Genomic DNA, 17121 nt, shown 5'->3' with positions numbered 1-17121 from the left:
GGTGACCCGATCGATACCCAAGGGTGATGCTTGCCTCGCCTAGGCTGAGCTGAACGGGAGGAGAACCGGTGAAGTTCCTGGTGCTGATCTACGCCAACCCGGAGTCCCGCAAGGTCTGGGACTCGCTGAGCGACGAGCAGAAGCGGGAGGGGATGGCCGGCTACACCGCGTTGGAGGAGGCACTCTCGGCCCGCGGCGAACTGCTGGCGTCGGAGTCGCTCGACGACCCGGACAGCACCAAGCAGGTGCGGATCCGGGACGGCCGGGTGATGACGACCGACGGTCCGTTCGCGGAGGTGAAGGAGCAACTGGCCGGGTTCTACCTGCTCGACTGCGACAGCATGGAGCGCGCGATCGAGATCGTTCCGCAGATCCCGGAGGCGCCGTTCAGCATCGTCGAGATCCGCCCGGTCCGGGACCTCGGTGCGCTGATGTGACGATCGAGGAGTTGCTGCGCGAGCTGGCTCCGCAGGTGCTCGGCCCGCTGGTCCGGCGGTACGGCGACTTCGACGCCTGCGAGGACGCCGTACAGGAGGCTCTGCTGGCGGCGGCGCAGCAGTGGCCGGTGGACGGCGTGCCGGACAATCCGCGCGGCTGGCTGATCACGGTCGCGTCGCGGCGGCGGATCGAGGCGCTGCGCAGCGATGCGGCCCGGGTACGGCGGGAGGAAACGGTCGCCACGTGGCCCGAGGAGGAGCCGCCCTCGTCGGTGGACGACTCGCTGACCTTGCTGATGCTGTGTTGCCACCCGGCGCTGACCCCGCAGTCGCAGGTCGCGCTGACGCTGCGGGCGGTCGGCGGTCTGACCACGAGCGAGATCGCCCGGGCATTTCTGGTGCCGGAGGCAACGATCGGTCAGCGGATCAGCCGGGCGAAGGTAAAGCTCAAGGGGGCCCGGTTCGCGATGCCGCCGGCCGCCGAGCAGCCGGAGCGACTGGCCGCCGTACTGCATGTGCTGTATCTCATCTTCAACGAGGGGTACACCGCATCGTCCGGCTCGTCGCTGCACCGAGTCGAGTTGAGCGCCGAGGCGATCCGGCTGACCCGCCAGCTGCGCGAGCAACTGCCGGCCGAGGGTGAGGTCGCGGGATTGCTGGCGTTGATGCTGCTGACGGATGCGAGAAGACCGGCGCGTACGACGGCCGACGGAGCGCTGGTGCCGCTGCCTGAACAGGACCGGTCGTTGTGGGACGCGGAGGCGATTGCCGAGGGCACCCAGTTGATCGAGTCGACGTTGCGCACGGCACCGGTCGGCCCTTATCAGTTGCAGGCCGCCATCGCCGCCGTACACGACCAGGCCGAGCGGGCCGAGGACACCGACTGGCGGCAGATCCTGATGCTGTACGAACTCCTCGAGACGACGGCGCCCGGACCGATGGTGACCCTCAACCGGATCGTCGCGGTGGCGATGGTGCACGGTCCCGCTCGAGGACTCGCGCTCCTCGACGACGTGGACCCGGCGCTGAAGGATCATCACCGGCTGGCCGCCGTACGTGCGCATTTCCTGGAGCTGTCCGGCGACGTCTCCGCTGCCCGGGCGGCCTACCAGCAGGCGGCGCGGCTCACCGAGAGCGTCCCGGAGCAGCGCTATCTGCAATCGCGCGCCGACGCTCTCTAATCCCAGGTGGTTGCACGCTCCGCGAAGTACTCCGGAGTGCTGTGCACCGGGATGACGCACAGCAGGTGGCCGCCTGGTGCGCGGAGGGTGTGACAGCCCTGCCAGCTCGACACCTCGACGGCACCGAGCCCCACGAGCCGTCCGACCTCGGCTTCGACGTCGTCGGTCTCGATGTCCAGGTGGTAGCGGGGTTCGTCGTCCACGGACTGCACTGCTGTGACATAGCCGGGCACCGCGTCCTCGAGCACGGTGAACTGCGGCTCCCCCGGCGGCGTCGACGTCTTCACCCCGAGCGCACTTGCCCAGAACTCAGCTGCCCGGCCGGCCTCGTCGCGCCGTACGTCGATCAGAAAAGTAGACATCCGGCTCCTGTGCATGCGACCAAACTATCCGGGGACCCGTCACAATCGACCAGTGCAGACACCCGAGACCACGTACGACGCTTTGACCGATCGCGTCGCATCGCTCTACGAGCAGGGCGCCTATCGGGAGGCTCTCGCTCTACTCGATGACACCGACGACTCGCTGCTCCCCTGGCTGGCCGAGCTGACCCACATTCGGGCTTGTTTCCTTGGAGTACTCGGTCAGCCGGAGCAAGCGCTGGCTGCACTCCAGTCCGCAGCTGCAACCGGTGCCTGGTGGGACGACTCGCTGCTGACGGAGGACGACGACCTGGCCGGCCTGCAGGACCTGCCGGGCTTTGCCGACCTCCTCGAGCTGTCTCGCAAGCAGCGCTCTGGGGCATCGGTTGTGGCGCCCGTACTCGAGCTGCCGACCGGTCAGGCGCATGGTGTGGTGGTCGCATTGCATGGCGCTGGGCAGCGGGCCGCACATGCTGCACGCGACTGGGCGAGTGTCACGTCGCTCGGCTACGCGCTGCTGTGCGTGGAGTCGTCGCAGCTCATGTCGCCGATGTACCGGACGTGGCCTGATCCGGAGCGCTCTCGTGACGACGTTGCTCGGGCGCTGACTCAGCTGCCGGCCGAGCTGCGGTCGTTGCCTGTCATCGCAGCAGGGTTCTCGGCCGGTGGCCGGGTGGCGCTCGACTGGGCTCTGCGCGGTCGGCCACAGCCGGTGGCCGGGGTCGTCGTACTGGCTCCGGCACTCCGCGGGCTGCCCGATGCCGCTCATGCTGCCTTGCAGCCTTCTGTGGTGCTGACGGGGACGGACGACGATCTGCGCGGGGTTGTCGAGGAAGCCGGCGAGCAGTTGCGCGGGCTCGGCGTCTCGGTGGAGTGGCTGCCGGGCGTCGGCCACGAGTTCCCGGCGGACTTCGCGGATCAGCTCGAGCGCGTGCTGCGTACCGGGTGACGGAACCTCAGGTCAGGCCCAGGCTGTCTATACGGGTGTGGGACCTGGGGAGAACGGGCGGGCATGAGCAGGAACGACGACTTCAGCGAGTACGTGGCGGCGCGCTGGCCGGGTCTGGTGCGCTCCGCCGTGCTCCTGGGGTGCTCGCACGCCGAGGCCGAAGACCTTGTGCAGTCCGCCCTGGAACGGTGCCTGCTGAAGTGGGGCAAGGTCCAGGCAGCCGAGGACCGGGACGCCTACGTTCACCGGGTCCTCATCAACACCTTCGTCTCCGGACGTCGCCGCCGCTGGACGGGCGAGAAGCCGACAGCCACCGTGCCCGAGTACGCCGACACCGACCAGACTGCCGGCGTCGACCACACCGCCGGCGTCGACGACACCGATGCCATCATGCGCGCCCTCGACCGACTACCCACCGACCAACGCACCGCCGTCGTACTGCGGTACTACGCCCACCTGAGCGAACAGCAGATGGCCGCCGTCCTCGATGTTGCCGCGGGCACGGTGAAGAGCCGTCTGTCCAGAGCCGTGAAGGCCCTGGCCCAGGACCCGGATCTGGCAGAACTGCGGGGAACCCGATGATCGAGACCAAGCTGACCGAACTTCTCGACCGCGCCGCCGAACGCACCCCCGTCGGCCCACCCCCGATCGAGGCCATGCACGCCCACGTCACCCGCCGCCGCCGTACTAGGGTCGCCTCCGCGGTGGCCGTCCTCGCGGTCGCGGCTGTCGCCGGCGGCACCGCGGTCATCGTGAGACCCGACCCGACCCGGGACGACTCGTCGCCGCCCATCGCCTCGACCAGCCCGACCGCCGCGGTCACCCCGGAGACACGCCTGGTAGGCATCGGTCACGCGGCCATCGCCGTACCCGAGCACTGGGGCATGAATCAGACGCACTGCGTCACGCCTCAGCGGGACACAGTCATCCTCGCCCGGGATGGTCACCTCTGTGCGATCGCGCGGCCGGTGGGGGTCGAGAGTGTGGACCTGGGGCGCGGCAAGCCGCTGCCGATGTTCGGCTTCACCGCCGACGAAACCATCCAGATCGACGGCGTGCGCGCCGAGCGCCGGCGGACGACCTGCTCCGACGATGGCGGCACCGAGGTCCGGACCTGCTCGGGAGGTGTGCGCATTCCATCGCTCGACACCTGGTTCTGGGCCGAGTCGTCCACGAGCGCCGAGGAGGTCGACCGCATCCTCGAGCGCATCTCGGTCGTCCCGGACCGGGTCGGCGTACCGCCGCCGCCGTACGCAGTCGGACACGGCGCGGGCACCGGAGCCGCGAATTACGCCGCCGAGCTCCGCAGACTCGGCCTGACCTCAAGAACTCGGACGACGAAGTCCCCCAGCTACACCCCGGGCGATCTCCTGGCGGTCTCCCCCGCGCCCGGAACGATGCTCCCGCTCGGAGCCACGGTCACCCTCACTGTCGTCGGTCCTTAGCTGCGGGACTCCAGGGCGGATAGGTCGCGGGTGGCGTAGCGGTGGTGGTCGCATTCCTCTTCCAGGAGGACGGCGAGGCATTCGGCGACGGGGCGTGGTTCTTCGGGGTAGCCCGGGGCGGGGGTTCGCAGGCAGGGGCGGCCCAGGTCGGCGTCGGTGAGGCGGTCGAGGACGCCTTGGACGACGGCTGCCCGGTCGGCGCGGGCTTCGAGGACCTCGGCGTACGTCGGGTCGGCGTCCGGCTCGATGCCCAGCGTCTCCGCATCCGCGGGAGCGTAGGCGGTCTGCGGCAGTGCGAGCGGATGGAACGGCCTCTCCTGGTCGAGGATCGTGCGGCTCACCCACGAGTCGGTGATGAAGACGAGGTGGCGCAAGGTCTCGACGAACGACCACTCGCCGTCGACACGTTCGTGGCGGACGGTCTCGGGCAGCCGTTCGGCACGAGCGGTCAGCTCGGACCACAGCCGCTGGGTCGTGGCCCACATCGCGCGGAAATCGTCCGCGTTATGGATGTTGCGCAGTTGCACCCGCTCGGGATACCGGCGGTCCAGCTCGGCGTCGACGTACCCGGTGACGTCGATCCCGTTGACCACGAGGTTCTGGACATACCCGGAGATGTCGACGTCGACCAGCCAGCCGTCGACGATCTTCGTCCCGGTCAGATCACAGTCGACGAACCGCGCACCACGCAGGTCCCGCACCATGAACGTCGCCCCGCGAAACTCCTCGGTCGCCCCATCGTCGTGATACCCCGCCGACCACCGATGCGGCCCGAACTGCGCTCCTCCGTCCATTGCGCCATTCTCATCCCCAGCACCGACAGTTTTCGTCAACCCACCTCACGTGCGCTGACGGTCTCGAGCGGTCAGTCGTAGGTGGCTTCGGCCTGCCAGGTGGTTTGGCGGAGGGAGAAGAGCCAGGCCCGGGTGTCGGCGGTGGTGAACTGGAAGCGGGCCTGACGGGATTCGGTGCGCGGATCCCACCAGCGTTCGTCGACGAGCCAGGGGCCGGCCCAGGCGGTGATCGGATGGAGCTTGTTGCTGTCGGCAACTCGCGGACCGGGGTCGAGGCGGAAGGCGGTGGGGGTGCCGGAGAGCGCGCCGCGGGCGCTGACCGAAACCTCGGTGCCGTCCTCGGCGTAAACGCGCGCAGGCAGCGGGGTGGGGAAGACAGTGGTGGGCGCGAGTGTGGGCCAGCGCGCCGGGTCGGCGGAGCTGATCGCTCCCGGCCACGGCTGATCGGCCGGATGGGCCGGTAGCGGCCGGTCACCCCACGGGATCAGGGTCTGCCGCTCGGCGTACCCACGCCCTCCGCCGATCACCACCGACGCGACGGCACCATGACCGAGCATGCTCTGAACCCGCGACAGCGCCCGGTGGATCCGCTCGTCCGGCCCGCCTCCCCACAGCCCGTCGACATGCGCCCCGACCGGGTCGACCTGTTCGGGAACAAGACGGAGCCGTACGACGGGTGACGTCAGCTCGCTGGTCGCCGTACCACTCCCCTGCAACTGCCAGCGGACCCGATCCACCACGTCGGCCGCGGTGAACCAGCGTGGATGCAGCCACTCCCGCTCGTGGATCCGGCCGGACTCGGTGCCGGCCTCGACCCGCAACGTCGTACACACCAGACCGAGCTCGGTCAGCCGGGCAATCAGTTCGTCGGCGACCGACCGGACCGCGAACGCCACCTGGTCGACCCGGTCCACCGCCGGCTCGAAGTCGAGCGTGCGGACGAGCTCCGGCGGCACGTCGCGGCCGACCACCGGACGGTCGTCGTACCCGCGGGCGAGCCGGTGCGCGAACGCACCGTTGGGCCCGAACCTGGTGAGCACCTCGGTCGGGGACAACTGCGCGAACGCCCCCAGCGACCGCAGCCCCAGCCGCCGGAGCAGATCGGTGAGCTCCGGCTGCTCGAGCGTGTCGACGCCGAACGGTGCCAGGAACTCCGCGGACTCCCCCGGCGGAATCACCAGGATCCGCGTCTCCGCCGGACTCGACCGGGCCGCCTGCTCGGCGGCGAACGGACCGTCGGCGATCCCGACCCGGCCGCCCGGGACGTCGAACGTCTCGAGCCGGTCGAGAAGCTTCTCCGCCGCCGCGAACTCGCTGCCGTAGAACCGGGTCGGCCCGCGTGCCTTCAACGCGCACATGCCCGGGCGGATCACCTGGACGCCGGGGATGAGCGCCTCCAGACAGCTGATCACCGGGTCGAACGCGCGGGCGTCGATCACCGGGTCGTACTTCAGTACGACGAGCTCCGGGCAGCGTGACTGCGCATCCCGGGCCCGCAGACCTCGGCGTACCCCAGCGGTCCGGGCGGCGGCGGAGGTGGCGAGCACCTTGCCCTTCTCCAGCACGGCGACGGGCTCGTCCGGGGAATGCCCGGCAGCGCCCGCGGCCGCTGTCACCGGCCAGTCCGGCACCCAGACCACCATCGTGCGCGTCGGTCCGCGGCTCATCAGCCCACCGCCTCGTCCTGCCAGCGCGGAGCCAGCGGATCGACCGACTCGATCGGACGGAAGGTGGAGTCCGACGCTGAGTCGACCGACCGGACGGCGCCATCCGGCCCGGGGAGCCAGAGCCGATGCTTTCGCCGGCGTACGGCGGCTCGACGGCCGGTCACCACGACCGTCGCCTGTCGAGCAGTGAGCATGCCCTCGCCGGACCCCAGGCCGGCCCAGGCGCTGCTCTCGACCTCCAGGCGCGCCTCGCTTCCCGGCCACGAGCCGACCGTGATCAGCACCGCACCCCGGGTCCGCAGGCGCGCGGCGAGCCGGGACGCCTCGCCCGGAGTCACCTCGCCGGGCGGACGGACGACCACCACGGTCAGTGCGTCGACCAGTGCGGCGACGACATTGAGCCAGTCGTGCTCCGGCTCCGGCACCAGGACCAGCCGCTCGAGGTCCACGCCGAGCCCTCGCGCAGCCTCCGCACCGAACGACGGCATCCCGACGACACCGCACCACGCACCCTCCGCGGACGGGCCGGCCATCATCGCCATCGCCAAGGCCGATGAACCGTGCACGGAGTACGCCGAACCGCCGCGCAGACCGACCCCGGCCAGCAACTCGGAGACCGCCGGGAGGGTGGGCAGCACCCGGTCCACACTCGCGGTGTCCAGCGCCTGCTGCACCCGCACTTCGGTGGTCCGCGGCGCGGGCACCAGCCGTCTCGGCCCGGCAGGCGCCGCAGTCGCGGCGGCGCCGAGCTCCCCTGAGCCTGTTGCGAGGCTCAGGTGGGTGTGTCCCCCGTCAGTGGTGCGGGCGGCCTTCTGGGCCTTGGCCCGGGCGAGCAGCATCCGCGCTTGGTCCAGCGCCGTGACCGCCGGTCGCGCTCGATCTGGTGCGGTTCTCCCCGTCATGAACCCATGTTCGAACACCTGTTCGAACATGTCAATGCGCTCGTCCACAGGTCGCCGGACGGCTAAGGTCACGGCATGCGACGGGTCGATCATCCGCGGCTGATCGCCGCACTCCAGCAGGTCGAGGACAGCATCGACGAAGCCTGGCGGCGGTTCTGCAGCGACTCCGGCGTCACGGCGGGTACGGCGGAGGAGCGGGAGCTGGCCGAGGTCGTCCTGCAGGACACCTCGGAGTTCGACTGGCGGGTCGTTGACGGCGCGCTGAAGCAGCTGACCTGCCCCGACTGCGGGTCGGGCCTTGGCGCCGGACCGACCGGTTGTGCGAGCTGCGACCAGGCCAACGGCTTCCGATTCGCGGCCCGTGAGGTCGACCGTCCCGGCGTACCTCCGGGCAACGAGCACGCCATCCGTGTCTCCTCGGCCGTGGCCCGGACCAGGCACAGGTACTCACCACGGGCCCGCGCCGGCTACGAGCTCTACCTCCCGGACCTACTCGAAGGTGCGCTCCCGACGACTCCGGAGGCGCAGCGCACCAAGGCGATCATCAACCAACTCACCGACGACGAGGCAGAAGAACTCCTCACGCCGGACGACCTGCAGGTCAAGGGCTCATGATGGACCACCTGTACGCCGAGGTCGTCCGACACCACGACGACCTCGCAACCTGGCTGAGTGGTGTCGCCGGCCCGGAGCTACTGGAGACGTTCGGCAGCGCGCACCGCCGCGACTTCACCCTCATCACCATCGACGGCGCCTGCCTCGACCTCCCGGCCCTCATGACCTCGCTGGCCGGTGCGCAAGGCGCCGCCCCCGGGCTGACGATCAGCATCGAGGAGTTCGAGGTGCTGGTCAGCACCGACGACGTCGCCGTGTGCAGGTTCCTCGAGCGCCACACCATCGGCTCCAGCCGCCGCGTCACCGCCGTACTCACACCGGACGCACAGGCCCGGTACGGCGTTCGGTGGTTGAGTGTCCATGAGACCGCAGTGTCCGAGCGAACATAGGGTGGGGTCATGCCGAGGACTGTTGCGACCACTACCAAGGTCGATCTCGACGGGCTGCTGGAGTTCGTGCGGCCGCGTCACCACATGATGCTGATCACCACTCGTGCGGACGGTACGCCGCAGGCGTCGCCGGTGTCGGGTGGTGTCGACAGCGAGGGCCGCATCGTGATCTCGTCGTACCCCGAGCGGGCGAAGAGCACGAACGTCGAGCGGGACCCGCGGACCAGTGTCGTGGTGCTGTCGGACGACTGGAACGGCCCGTGGGTGCAGGTGGACGGCAGTGGCGAGGTGATCCAGCTGCCGGACGCGGTGGAGCCGCTGGTCGAGTACTACCGGTCGATCGCCGGTGAGCACCCGGACTGGGACGAGTACCGCGAGGCCATGCGTAAGCAGGGCAAGTGCCTGATCCGCATCACCCCGGAGCGCTGGGGTCCCGTGGCGACAGGCGGCTTCCCGGCCCGCCTGGCCGACTGAGTGCGCACTGTCCTCGTAGTACACGCCCACCCGGACGACGAGGTGTTCGCCACGGGTGCTGCCACCTCCGTGCTGAGCGCTGCGGGGTGGCACGTCGTACTGCGTGTTGCCACGCCAGGGATAGGGGACGCGGCCGACAGGCTGCACGCGTCGTGCGATCTACTGGGCATTGACGAGTGGGACTGGTTGAGCACCAAGGACCGGTGGGTCGACGACGGCGGGCACAGCGGTCCGCAGAGTCTGGCAAGTGCGGAGCCCGAGGAGCTCGCGGCCGCGGTGGAGACGGCCATAAGCGAGGTCTCACCGCAGCTGGTGCTCACTGTCGGCCGAGACGGCCTCACCGGGCACCCGGACCACATAGCCATCTCAAGTGCCGTGCAGCAGCAACAGCAGTGTCACGCGTTGGGAGCAAGGCTGCGAGCACAGGATGTGCAGGCAGGTCGCCAGTACCTGCAGCAGTTGCTCCCAGGTGAACAGATCGGCTCGGGCCTCGTCACCGGATGCACTGCTCCCCTGCAGGAGATCACCGGTGCATCGGAGCCCCGCCGGCGACAGGCACTCGACCAGTACTACAAAGGCCTGGGTACGACGGACCTCCCCGACCTGATCACCACGTACGGCCGACGTGGCGACTCCCTGCTGCTACGGGCAGTCTTCGATGCGAGCGGCTGGCACACCGACCGTTTCGAGGTGCTCAGCTCTTCCGGTAGCGGCGTTCCATCGTTTCCGTGATGCGCTGCATCGCGCCTTCGAGGTGTTCGCGCAACGCGGCCTCCGCGCCGGCCTCGTCGTGGGCGACACAGGCGTCGAGGATCGCCTGGTGCTCACGCCGGGTCTGCTCGATCCGCGCCTTGGTCTGCCGGGAGCCGAACCGGTAGCGCTCGCTGTTCTGCCAGACCGGCTCGATCGCGCGCGGCAGCCAGCGCGACCCACCCGCGCGGTAGATGGCGAAGTGGAACTCGGTGTGCGCCTGCCGGGAGGCGATGTTGTCGCCGGCCTTGGACAGCCGGACGTGCTCGGCCAGCGCAGCGCGGGCGGTGGCAGCGTCCGTTTCGGTGAAGCGGGTCGCGGCGGCCCGGACGGCGAGGGACTCCAGCGCCAGCCGGGTCTGGTGGGTGTCGCGCAGGTCCTCCATCGACAGTTCGCGGACCCAGGCGCCCTTGTGCGGAACGATCTCGACCAGTCCGAGGGCCTGCATCCGCCGCAGCCCTTCGCGGATCGGCATCTGGCTCATGTCCAGCCGCTTGGCGAGTTCCTCCAGCCGCAGCGCCGTACCACTCGGAAGTTCGCCCGACAGGATCAGTTCGTGCAGTTCGGCCGCCGCCTCCTCGGCGAGCGTACGACGGCCGGTCGGTCCCCCGGGCGTGAGCTCGAGTCGTCGGGTCATGGGGTGCGGGCTGCCTCTCTCCTCCACTGCACAACTCTGGGAGGTAACCGTAGCGGCCGGGGGGTGTTCCCGGGGCACTCCGAGAGCAGATTGCTCAGCTCGCCCCTGATTGGTCTAGTCCGGCGGTCCGAACGGGCAGGTGCGCTAGAACGCCGTCAGATCAAGGAAAACCCGGCGATCGGGACCGACCCGGTCGAGGGCGTCAGCCGCTCGGCCGGCGGGGAACACCTCGGCCTCCGGTCGCGCCTGCGCCGGCACCACGTCGGCCAGCGCCTGACTGACTGCGCCGGGCTCGATGACCGTTCGCTGCAGGTTCACCGGCAGCACCCGGAGGTCGCGCCCGATCAACTGGTGCAGATCGATAGTGGTGAACTCACCCGCCTTGTAACCCAGGACGGCGACCCGCCCGCCCGGAGTGATCTGGCCAAGGACCCCACTGGTCACCGGACCGCCCACGGTGTCGATCGCCGCATCGCACCACGGCAGCTCACGTCCGACCTGGCCCAGTCCGTCGACTCGCACGATCTGGTCGACCAACGGGGCTGCAGCATCCACAGGCTCACCCACCCACGCCAGCCCGATCACCTTCGCCGCACCGGCCGATCGGGCCACTGCGGCACACAGACGGCCGAGCACGCTGGTGATCCCGGTGACTACGACCGTCTCGCCTTCCACTACCGCGGCCACCCGTCGTACTGCGGTGTGGGCCGTCAGCGCGGGTGTCAACAGTGCAAGAGCGGCGACAGGATCCAGTGCAGCAGGGAGACGATGTACGGCGGCGTCCGGCACGACGGCGTACTGACCCCACAGGCCGGGCCTGGTCACACCGACGTCCTCGCCGCGAATCATCACCGACGTCCCGGCTTCGAGAACCGACGACGCGACCACGACGCCGACGCCCTCTGATCCAGGGACGAAGGGTTGCGTCGGCTGCTTGCCGGCCAGCGCCGACCGGTCGGCCTGAGTGACCGCGGCCATCCGCATCTCGACCAGCGTCTCCCCCGGTCCGGCCGCCAATTCGAGCTCCTCGGTCTTCAACTGCAGACCAGGCCCATGGCTGCGCAGCACAGCCCCCGCCCGCGCGCTCATGTCTCCACCCCGTTCATGATTTGATATCTGATCACATCTCGTCGCTGACGAAAAACTCGTCTCATCGCACGACGACCTCCTTCGCCAGCGGCGCGGTCAGCTGACCGGCCACCGCGGCCCGCGCCGTGGACACGCAGTCGCTGCCCATCGGGAACGGCCAGTCGCTGCCGGCCAGCACCCGGTCGGCCCCGAAGGTCGAGACGAGCAGGTCCAGTACGGCGTCGTCGTGCACCAGATCGTCGACGTACAACCGGCGCAACGCGTCCGCCACCGGCAACGAGGGCGGCTCGATCCCGGGCCGGGACGTGTCGATCCCCCGCTGCCAACGGCCGGCCAGCGCCGCCGTCACACCACCCCCATGGCAGAGGCAGAACCGGATCCCCGGAAACCGCCCCGGTACATCCGCGAAGACCAGGGTGGCCGCGGCCAGTCCGGTCTCGTACGGATTTCCCAACAGATTCGTCAAGTAGAACGACTCAAGCCGCTTGTCGTCACTGTGTCCCGGGTGGATCAGTGTGAAAGCCTCCAGCGAGTGCAGCACCTCCCACACCGCGTCCAGCCCTGCGTAGCCCGGCACACCAAGCTCAGTGCCGAGGGCAAAGCCGCTGAAGACGCCCTCACGAGCCAGAGAGGCGGCAACTGCCGGTGCCTCCGGGTCCAGCAGTGGCAACTGGCCGAGCACCCGCAGCTGTGGTGTAGCGAGCTCACGAAGCCCCTGGTTCACCAACTCGGCCCACTCGACGCCGGCGTCGTACCGGAACAGCGCAGGCGGCACGGAGACCACCGCACCGTCCAACTCCTGTTCGGCGACCCACTGCAGCAACGCAGCCGGGTCGGCAAGCCGTCCCAGGGGCAGCCGCTGACCGTCGACCACCAGCGAGCCGTTGTCGACGGACAACCCGAACGCGCCCTTGTGCGCGGCGGCAAGCACAGTGGGCGGTATCAGATGGGTGTGGACGTCCCAACCGGCCATGTCAGCGGGCGTCCTCGTCGTTGTCGTAGAACGACGGCCGCTCCGGATAGTGCGGGCCGTCGTACACCTCCAGCAGGATCGACGTCTCCTCTGCGAGCGTCGGCCCGTGCACACAGCCCTTCGGGTTCCAGTAGAAGCTGCCCTTGGTCAGGGTCGTACCGGTCGGCAGATACACGTACCGCCCGGACAGACAGAACATGAACTGGTTCGACGCATGCCTGTGTTCGGACGGGATCCCGGACCCCTTCTCGAATCGCACCAGCGCGATCGACGCCTCCGTCTCCGGGTCCCGCCACAACATCTTGTGGGACAGGCCGGCCAGGGACTTGTCCACCCATTCCAGGTCGTCCGTCTGCAGCAGCAACTCGCGCAACGGTTCGTCAAAGGACGCCATCTGAGCCCTCCCGCGGTACAGGCCGGCCAGTGATCCCGGTGTAGAGCTCCTCCGCCACACCGGTACGCAGCGGAGCCACTGCGGCGATGTGCCCGTCCGGCCGGATCAGTACGACGCTCTCCGGCGGTACGCCGTACCTGTTCGCGGCAACGCTTCCCGGGTCGAACAGGGCACGGTCACGCAGACCCGAGTCGTGGGGCGCGTCCCACCGCGAGACGGCGTAGTGCTTCAACGCCGGCGAGTCGTTGACCGGGATGTCCGGCCTCCGTCGTACGTCGGTGAAGTACAGCGCGACGAACGAGTCCCGGCACAGGTCGTGGATCGTCACCCGGCCGGACGGCCCATGCAACTGCAGGTCGGGTGCACGGTCACCAGCACGTACGGCAGGTGGTTCCGCAGCCGCGGCCACCATCGACCAGTCGCCCTCTCCGGTCACGTCCAACCGGACACTCAGCAGCGTCCGCGTGTACGCCGTGGCCCAGTCGCTGCCGGACGCCGTCACCGCACCCCGCTCGTGGGACATGTACTTGCGAGCCGCTTCGGCCATCTCGCCGGACCCGTTGACCGCCACCGGACGCTGCTCCTGCTCGTAGCCGTCCAGCAGCGTGTCGTCCGCCCAACCCCGCAGCACCCAGGCCAGCCGCCACGGCAGGTTGGACGCGTCCAGAGCCCCCGTGTTGAGGCCCAGCGCCCACATCGGCGTGATCAGGTGAGCCGCGTCGCCCATGAGGAACACCTTGCGGTCCAGCGACCACTGGTCCGCGACGCGGTGGTGCACGTTGTAGACGACCGAGCCGAGCAGCTCGATCCGGTCCACCTCGCCGATGAACTGCTTCACCTTGACCAGCAGGTCCTCGTCCCCCGGCGGCTCGGCTCCCGGGCCGAGCGGGAACAGGAACCGCCAGTTGTCCGGCTGCCGGATCAGCACCATCCACTCGGACCGGTCCGCGAAGTACGCCAGGTACGGGTAGTCACGCGCGTTGTCGACGTCCAGGTCGACCACGACGTCGATCAGCATGTACCGCTCGGGCAGGGTCTCCCCCACCACCGTCACACCGAGTGCGTCGCGGATCTTGCTGCGGCCGCCGTCACACGCGAGCAGGTGCGACGCCTCGATCTCGCGCGGCCCGTCCGGTGTCTCCACCTGCAGCACGACCCGGTCGTCCCGTACCTCGAACGAGGTGAGCCGATGCCGGGTCAGCACCGGCTGATCCAGCCCGGCCGCGAGGATCGGCTCCATCTTCTGCTGCGGCAGGTTGATCACGAACGGGAACTGTGTGTCGTTGACCAGCTCGGCCAGCTTCACCGAGGCCCGTGGCGTGTTGGTGGCCCGGTCGATGTCACCGATCTCGTCGATCCGCAGTGCGGCCGCCAGGATCCCCTCCACGACGCCGTACCGGTTCCAGATCTCGAGCGTTCGGCTGAGCGTAGTACCGGCCTTGGTGTCGGAGGACAGTACGGCGTCCTCCTCGAGCAGGACGTACGGGATGCCGTAGTGCTGCAGGCCGAGGGCCGTCGTCAGGCCGATCGGCCCGGCACCCACTACGGCGACGGGCAGCTGGTCAACAGTCACTCATCACTCCGTAAAGCTCACTAGCTTGGCGAAGGCCCGCTCACGGGTCAGCACGGACCCGGTCATCGCGGCCGCGTCGGACAACAAGAACAGCAGCGGCCCGACCACGTCCTCGGGGTCTCCGATACCTATGGTGTCCTGCCAGTGCAGGCGGTCCGCATCCGCGTTCGCACCTCGGAACTGCTCGGTATCGATCACTCCCGGGGCGGTCACGTTGACCCGCACCCGGTGCTCGGCCACCTCGGCGGCGAGTGACTTCGCAAACGCGACCAGCGCGGCCTTGCTCGATGCGTACGCCGCCGCACCGGCGTACCCGGTGACAGCCATGCCCGACGTGAACACGACGACCGATCCGGACCGCCGCGACACCATGTGCGGTACGACGGCCTGACACACCCACACCACGCCGTCGAGGTTCACCTGCAGCGTCCGGGTCCACTCGGACGGGTCCTGCTCGATCACCGGCGTACGAGGCTGCACGGCGGCTCCGGCGACCAGTCCGTCGATCCGGCCGTAGCGCGACAGCACGTCCGCAACGGCCGACTCCACCGACGCACGGTCCGCGACATCCACCTCGACGTACTCGACACCCGACGCAGGCTTCACCACGTCGAAGACGACCGCAGTACCGCCGCAGGACGTGACTGCACGCGCCAACGCCGCACCGATGCCTTGCGCGCCGCCTGTGATCACAACGACCTCACCGGTCGCGTCGAAGCGCACCTTCATGACGTCTCCTTCTGCGTCGACAGGCCGTGCTGATCCCCTTCGGCCCGCCTCGTCGGTGCTGATCCCCCCTCGGCCCGCCTCGTCCGTGCCGATCCCCCCTCGGCCCGCCTCGTCATGGTCTCGGTGATCCGCTGGAACGCGCCGGCCAGATGGTTGCGAAGAGCCTGCTCGGCCGCGTCCGGATCGCGCGCCACACACGCGTCCAGGATGGCCTGGTGCTCCACCCGGTTCCGCTCGATCAGGAACGCGGTCGGCCGGCTGCCGAACCGGTACCGCTCGCTGTTCTGCCACACCGGCTCGATGGCCCGCGCCAGCCACTGCGATCCACCGGCCCGGTAGATGGCGAAGTGGAAGTCCGCGTGCGCCTGCCGCGCACCCACCGAGTCCTCGGCCCGTGACAGCCGCAGGTGCTCGGCCAGCGCGGCCGCTGCCTTCTCCAGATCCGCTTCGCTGAAGTGCTCCGCAGCCGCCCGTACGGCGAGGGATTCCAACGCCAGCCGGGTCTCGTGCGTGTCGCGCAGGTCGTCCAGTGAGAGGTCACGGACCCATGCACCACGGTGCGGAATGATCTCGACCAGTCCGAGCGCCTCCAGCCGCCGCAGTCCTTCCCGGACCGGCATCTGGCTCATCTCCAGGCGGCTCGCCAGCTCGACCAGGCGCAACGGCGTACCGCTGGGAAGGTCCCCGGACAGGATGAGCTGGTGCAACTCGGCGGCGGCGTGCTCGGCGAGCGTACGACGCCCGCCACGGCCACCACCCGGTAGCAGCTCCAACGGACCGTTCATGCCCGCACCACTGTGTTGCGGAGTTCACCGATCTTGTCTGCCCGGGTGACGACCACATCACCCTCCTGCAGGAACACTTGCGGCTCGCGGGCGTTGCCGATGCCTGCCGGCGTACCGGTCAACAGCAGGTCGCCGGGGCGCAGTGTCATGCCGAAGGACAGCTCACTGATGAGAGTGGCGACGTCGAAGGCCATCTGCTTGGTGGAAGCGTCCTGCCGCACCTCACCGTTGACCAGACACTGCAGCCGTACGTCCTGCGGATCACCGAGTTCGTCGGCCGTGACGATCCACGGACCGAGCGGCATGGTGTTGTCGATGCTCTTGCCCTTCAGCCACTGCCCGCCATGCGCCCGCTGCAGGTCCCGCTGGGACACGTCGTTGGCCAGCGTGTAACCCCAGACGTAGTCCAGCGCTTCGGAGGCGGGGATGTTCTTGCCGGTCCTGCCGATCACCAGGGCAAGCTCGGCCTCGTAGTCCCACTTGGCCGAGATCGCCGGATCCCACGCGATGTCGTCGTACGGACCGATCACGACGTCCGGGCCCTTGGTGAAGAACGTCGGGTGCTCGGGCCGGTCGACGTCCTGACCCTCGCGCTTGCCTCGGCTCTCCTCGAAGTGGTCCCAGTAGTTCCACCCGGTACACAGGATGTCGCGCCGGAACCGCCGCAGCGGAGGACGCAGGATCCCTTCGCTGTAGGGAATCTCAGCGACGACCGAGGCCTCGGCGGTGAGCACCGCCGTCAGGTCAGGTGCCGAGAGCAACAAGACCGAATCCCCGTCGAGCACGCCCGGCCGTTCCCGGCCGTCGTGCTCCACCATCACGTACCGCATCTCACGTCCACTCGACGCCACGCATGCGATCACCCCCGGTCATGGGGCCTCCCGGCCTGGACTGAGGAGCGCAGGGAGCGAAGCGACCGGAGCGACGAGGGAAGGCCGGGAGCAACAGCCCCATGACCCGCCGCGCGGCAGCGCGG

The 17121-nt window shown here is 69.3% G+C and carries 21 protein-coding genes; 9 read left to right on the top strand and 12 right to left on the bottom strand.

Annotation, left to right across the window (positions count from 1 at the left end):
• The first annotated feature begins 68 nt into the window (after window positions 1-68).
• Window positions 69-437, top strand: coding sequence for a YciI family protein (locus ACYVOK_RS07465; protein ID WP_460661526.1), 369 nt, complete (start codon window positions 69-71; stop codon window positions 435-437).
• Window positions 434-1618 carry an RNA polymerase sigma factor gene (locus ACYVOK_RS07460; protein WP_460661525.1) on the top strand — a complete coding sequence of 395 codons (1185 nt, stop codon included), beginning with the start codon at window positions 434-436 and terminating at the stop codon, window positions 1616-1618. Before ACYVOK_RS07465 ends, ACYVOK_RS07460 begins: the two co-directional genes overlap by 4 nt.
• On the opposite strand, the gene ACYVOK_RS07455 is transcribed toward ACYVOK_RS07460, so the two are convergent.
• Window positions 1615-1980, bottom strand: coding sequence for a VOC family protein (locus ACYVOK_RS07455; protein WP_460661524.1), 366 nt, complete (start codon window positions 1978-1980; stop codon window positions 1615-1617). The genes ACYVOK_RS07460 and ACYVOK_RS07455 overlap by 4 nt on opposite strands.
• 52 nt (window positions 1981-2032) lie before the next feature.
• Here ACYVOK_RS07455 and ACYVOK_RS07450 point away from each other — a divergent pair, with 52 nt between their 5' ends.
• The 3 genes from ACYVOK_RS07450 (at window position 2033) to ACYVOK_RS07440 (ending at window position 4374) form a co-directional block, all read left to right on the top strand.
• Window positions 2033-2929 carry an alpha/beta hydrolase gene (locus ACYVOK_RS07450; protein ID WP_460661523.1) on the top strand — a complete coding sequence of 299 codons (897 nt, stop codon included), beginning with the start codon at window positions 2033-2035 and terminating at the stop codon, window positions 2927-2929.
• Window positions 2930-2992: 63 nt separating this feature from the next.
• Window positions 2993-3511, top strand: a complete 519-nt coding sequence (locus ACYVOK_RS07445) for a SigE family RNA polymerase sigma factor (protein WP_460661522.1) — start codon at window positions 2993-2995, stop codon at window positions 3509-3511.
• Window positions 3508-4374, top strand: coding sequence for a PASTA domain-containing protein (locus tag ACYVOK_RS07440; protein ID WP_460661521.1), 867 nt, complete (start codon window positions 3508-3510; stop codon window positions 4372-4374). Before ACYVOK_RS07445 ends, ACYVOK_RS07440 begins: the two co-directional genes overlap by 4 nt.
• Here ACYVOK_RS07440 and ACYVOK_RS07435 read toward each other — a convergent pair.
• From ACYVOK_RS07435 to ACYVOK_RS07425, 3 genes are all read right to left on the bottom strand, one after another.
• Window positions 4371-5168 (bottom strand): DinB family protein, encoded by a 798-nt coding sequence (locus tag ACYVOK_RS07435; RefSeq protein WP_460661520.1) that lies wholly within the window; start codon window positions 5166-5168, stop codon window positions 4371-4373. The genes ACYVOK_RS07440 and ACYVOK_RS07435 overlap by 4 nt on opposite strands.
• 71 nt (window positions 5169-5239) lie before the next feature.
• Window positions 5240-6835, bottom strand: a complete 1596-nt coding sequence (locus tag ACYVOK_RS07430; protein ID WP_460661519.1) for a DNA polymerase Y family protein — start codon at window positions 6833-6835, stop codon at window positions 5240-5242.
• Window positions 6835-7737: a hypothetical protein gene (locus ACYVOK_RS07425; protein ID WP_460661518.1), complete on the bottom strand. Its 903-nt coding sequence runs from the start codon at window positions 7735-7737 to the stop codon at window positions 6835-6837. Before ACYVOK_RS07425 ends, ACYVOK_RS07430 begins: the two co-directional genes overlap by 1 nt.
• Before the next feature lie 75 nt (window positions 7738-7812).
• Here ACYVOK_RS07425 and ACYVOK_RS07420 point away from each other — a divergent pair, with 75 nt between their 5' ends.
• Genes ACYVOK_RS07420 through ACYVOK_RS07405 form a run of 4 tightly spaced genes read left to right on the top strand, consistent with a single transcriptional unit; the run spans window position 7813 to window position 9947 of the window.
• Window positions 7813-8352, top strand: a complete 540-nt coding sequence (locus ACYVOK_RS07420) for a hypothetical protein (protein ID WP_460661517.1) — start codon at window positions 7813-7815, stop codon at window positions 8350-8352.
• On the top strand, window positions 8349-8741 hold the full coding sequence (locus ACYVOK_RS07415; protein ID WP_460661516.1) for a hypothetical protein: 393 nt from the start codon (window positions 8349-8351) through the stop codon (window positions 8739-8741). Before ACYVOK_RS07420 ends, ACYVOK_RS07415 begins: the two co-directional genes overlap by 4 nt.
• Before the next feature lie 9 nt (window positions 8742-8750).
• Complete coding sequence (locus ACYVOK_RS07410) at window positions 8751-9215, top strand: PPOX class F420-dependent oxidoreductase (protein WP_460661515.1); 465 nt, start codon at window positions 8751-8753, stop codon at window positions 9213-9215.
• Window positions 9216-9947, top strand: a complete 732-nt coding sequence (locus tag ACYVOK_RS07405) for a PIG-L deacetylase family protein (protein WP_460661514.1) — start codon at window positions 9216-9218, stop codon at window positions 9945-9947.
• Here the strand turns inward: ACYVOK_RS07405 and ACYVOK_RS07400 are convergent.
• The 8 genes from ACYVOK_RS07400 to ACYVOK_RS07365 form a co-directional block, all read right to left on the bottom strand.
• Complete coding sequence (locus tag ACYVOK_RS07400) at window positions 9910-10602, bottom strand: GntR family transcriptional regulator (RefSeq protein WP_460661513.1); 693 nt, start codon at window positions 10600-10602, stop codon at window positions 9910-9912. The two genes, ACYVOK_RS07405 and ACYVOK_RS07400, sit on opposite strands and share 38 nt — an antisense overlap.
• A gap of 144 nt (window positions 10603-10746) precedes the next feature.
• The gene (locus tag ACYVOK_RS07395; protein WP_460661512.1) at window positions 10747-11691 is read right to left on the bottom strand and encodes an alcohol dehydrogenase catalytic domain-containing protein; all 945 of its coding nucleotides are present in this window, start codon (window positions 11689-11691) and stop codon (window positions 10747-10749) included.
• A gap of 61 nt (window positions 11692-11752) precedes the next feature.
• The gene (locus tag ACYVOK_RS07390; RefSeq protein ID WP_460661511.1) at window positions 11753-12664 is read right to left on the bottom strand and encodes an amidohydrolase family protein; all 912 of its coding nucleotides are present in this window, start codon (window positions 12662-12664) and stop codon (window positions 11753-11755) included.
• A gap of 1 nt (window position 12665) precedes the next feature.
• Window positions 12666-13058 (bottom strand): cupin domain-containing protein, encoded by a 393-nt coding sequence (locus tag ACYVOK_RS07385; RefSeq protein WP_460661510.1) that lies wholly within the window; start codon window positions 13056-13058, stop codon window positions 12666-12668.
• The gene (locus tag ACYVOK_RS07380; RefSeq protein WP_460661509.1) at window positions 13045-14631 is read right to left on the bottom strand and encodes an FAD-dependent monooxygenase; all 1587 of its coding nucleotides are present in this window, start codon (window positions 14629-14631) and stop codon (window positions 13045-13047) included. The genes ACYVOK_RS07385 and ACYVOK_RS07380 overlap by 14 nt, the downstream gene beginning before the upstream one ends.
• A gap of 3 nt (window positions 14632-14634) precedes the next feature.
• Window positions 14635-15360 carry an SDR family NAD(P)-dependent oxidoreductase gene (locus ACYVOK_RS07375; RefSeq protein WP_460661508.1) on the bottom strand — a complete coding sequence of 242 codons (726 nt, stop codon included), beginning with the start codon at window positions 15358-15360 and terminating at the stop codon, window positions 14635-14637.
• Window positions 15357-16145, bottom strand: coding sequence for a GntR family transcriptional regulator (locus ACYVOK_RS07370; RefSeq protein WP_460661507.1), 789 nt, complete (start codon window positions 16143-16145; stop codon window positions 15357-15359). Before ACYVOK_RS07370 ends, ACYVOK_RS07375 begins: the two co-directional genes overlap by 4 nt.
• Window positions 16142-16975 (bottom strand): fumarylacetoacetate hydrolase family protein, encoded by an 834-nt coding sequence (locus ACYVOK_RS07365; RefSeq protein ID WP_460661506.1) that lies wholly within the window; start codon window positions 16973-16975, stop codon window positions 16142-16144. The genes ACYVOK_RS07370 and ACYVOK_RS07365 overlap by 4 nt, the downstream gene beginning before the upstream one ends.
• Between the last annotated feature and the right edge of the window lie 146 nt (window positions 16976-17121).

The sequence above is a fragment of the Kribbella swartbergensis genome (assembly GCF_054784135.1).
This window is presented reverse-complemented; position numbering and strand designations above follow the sequence as displayed.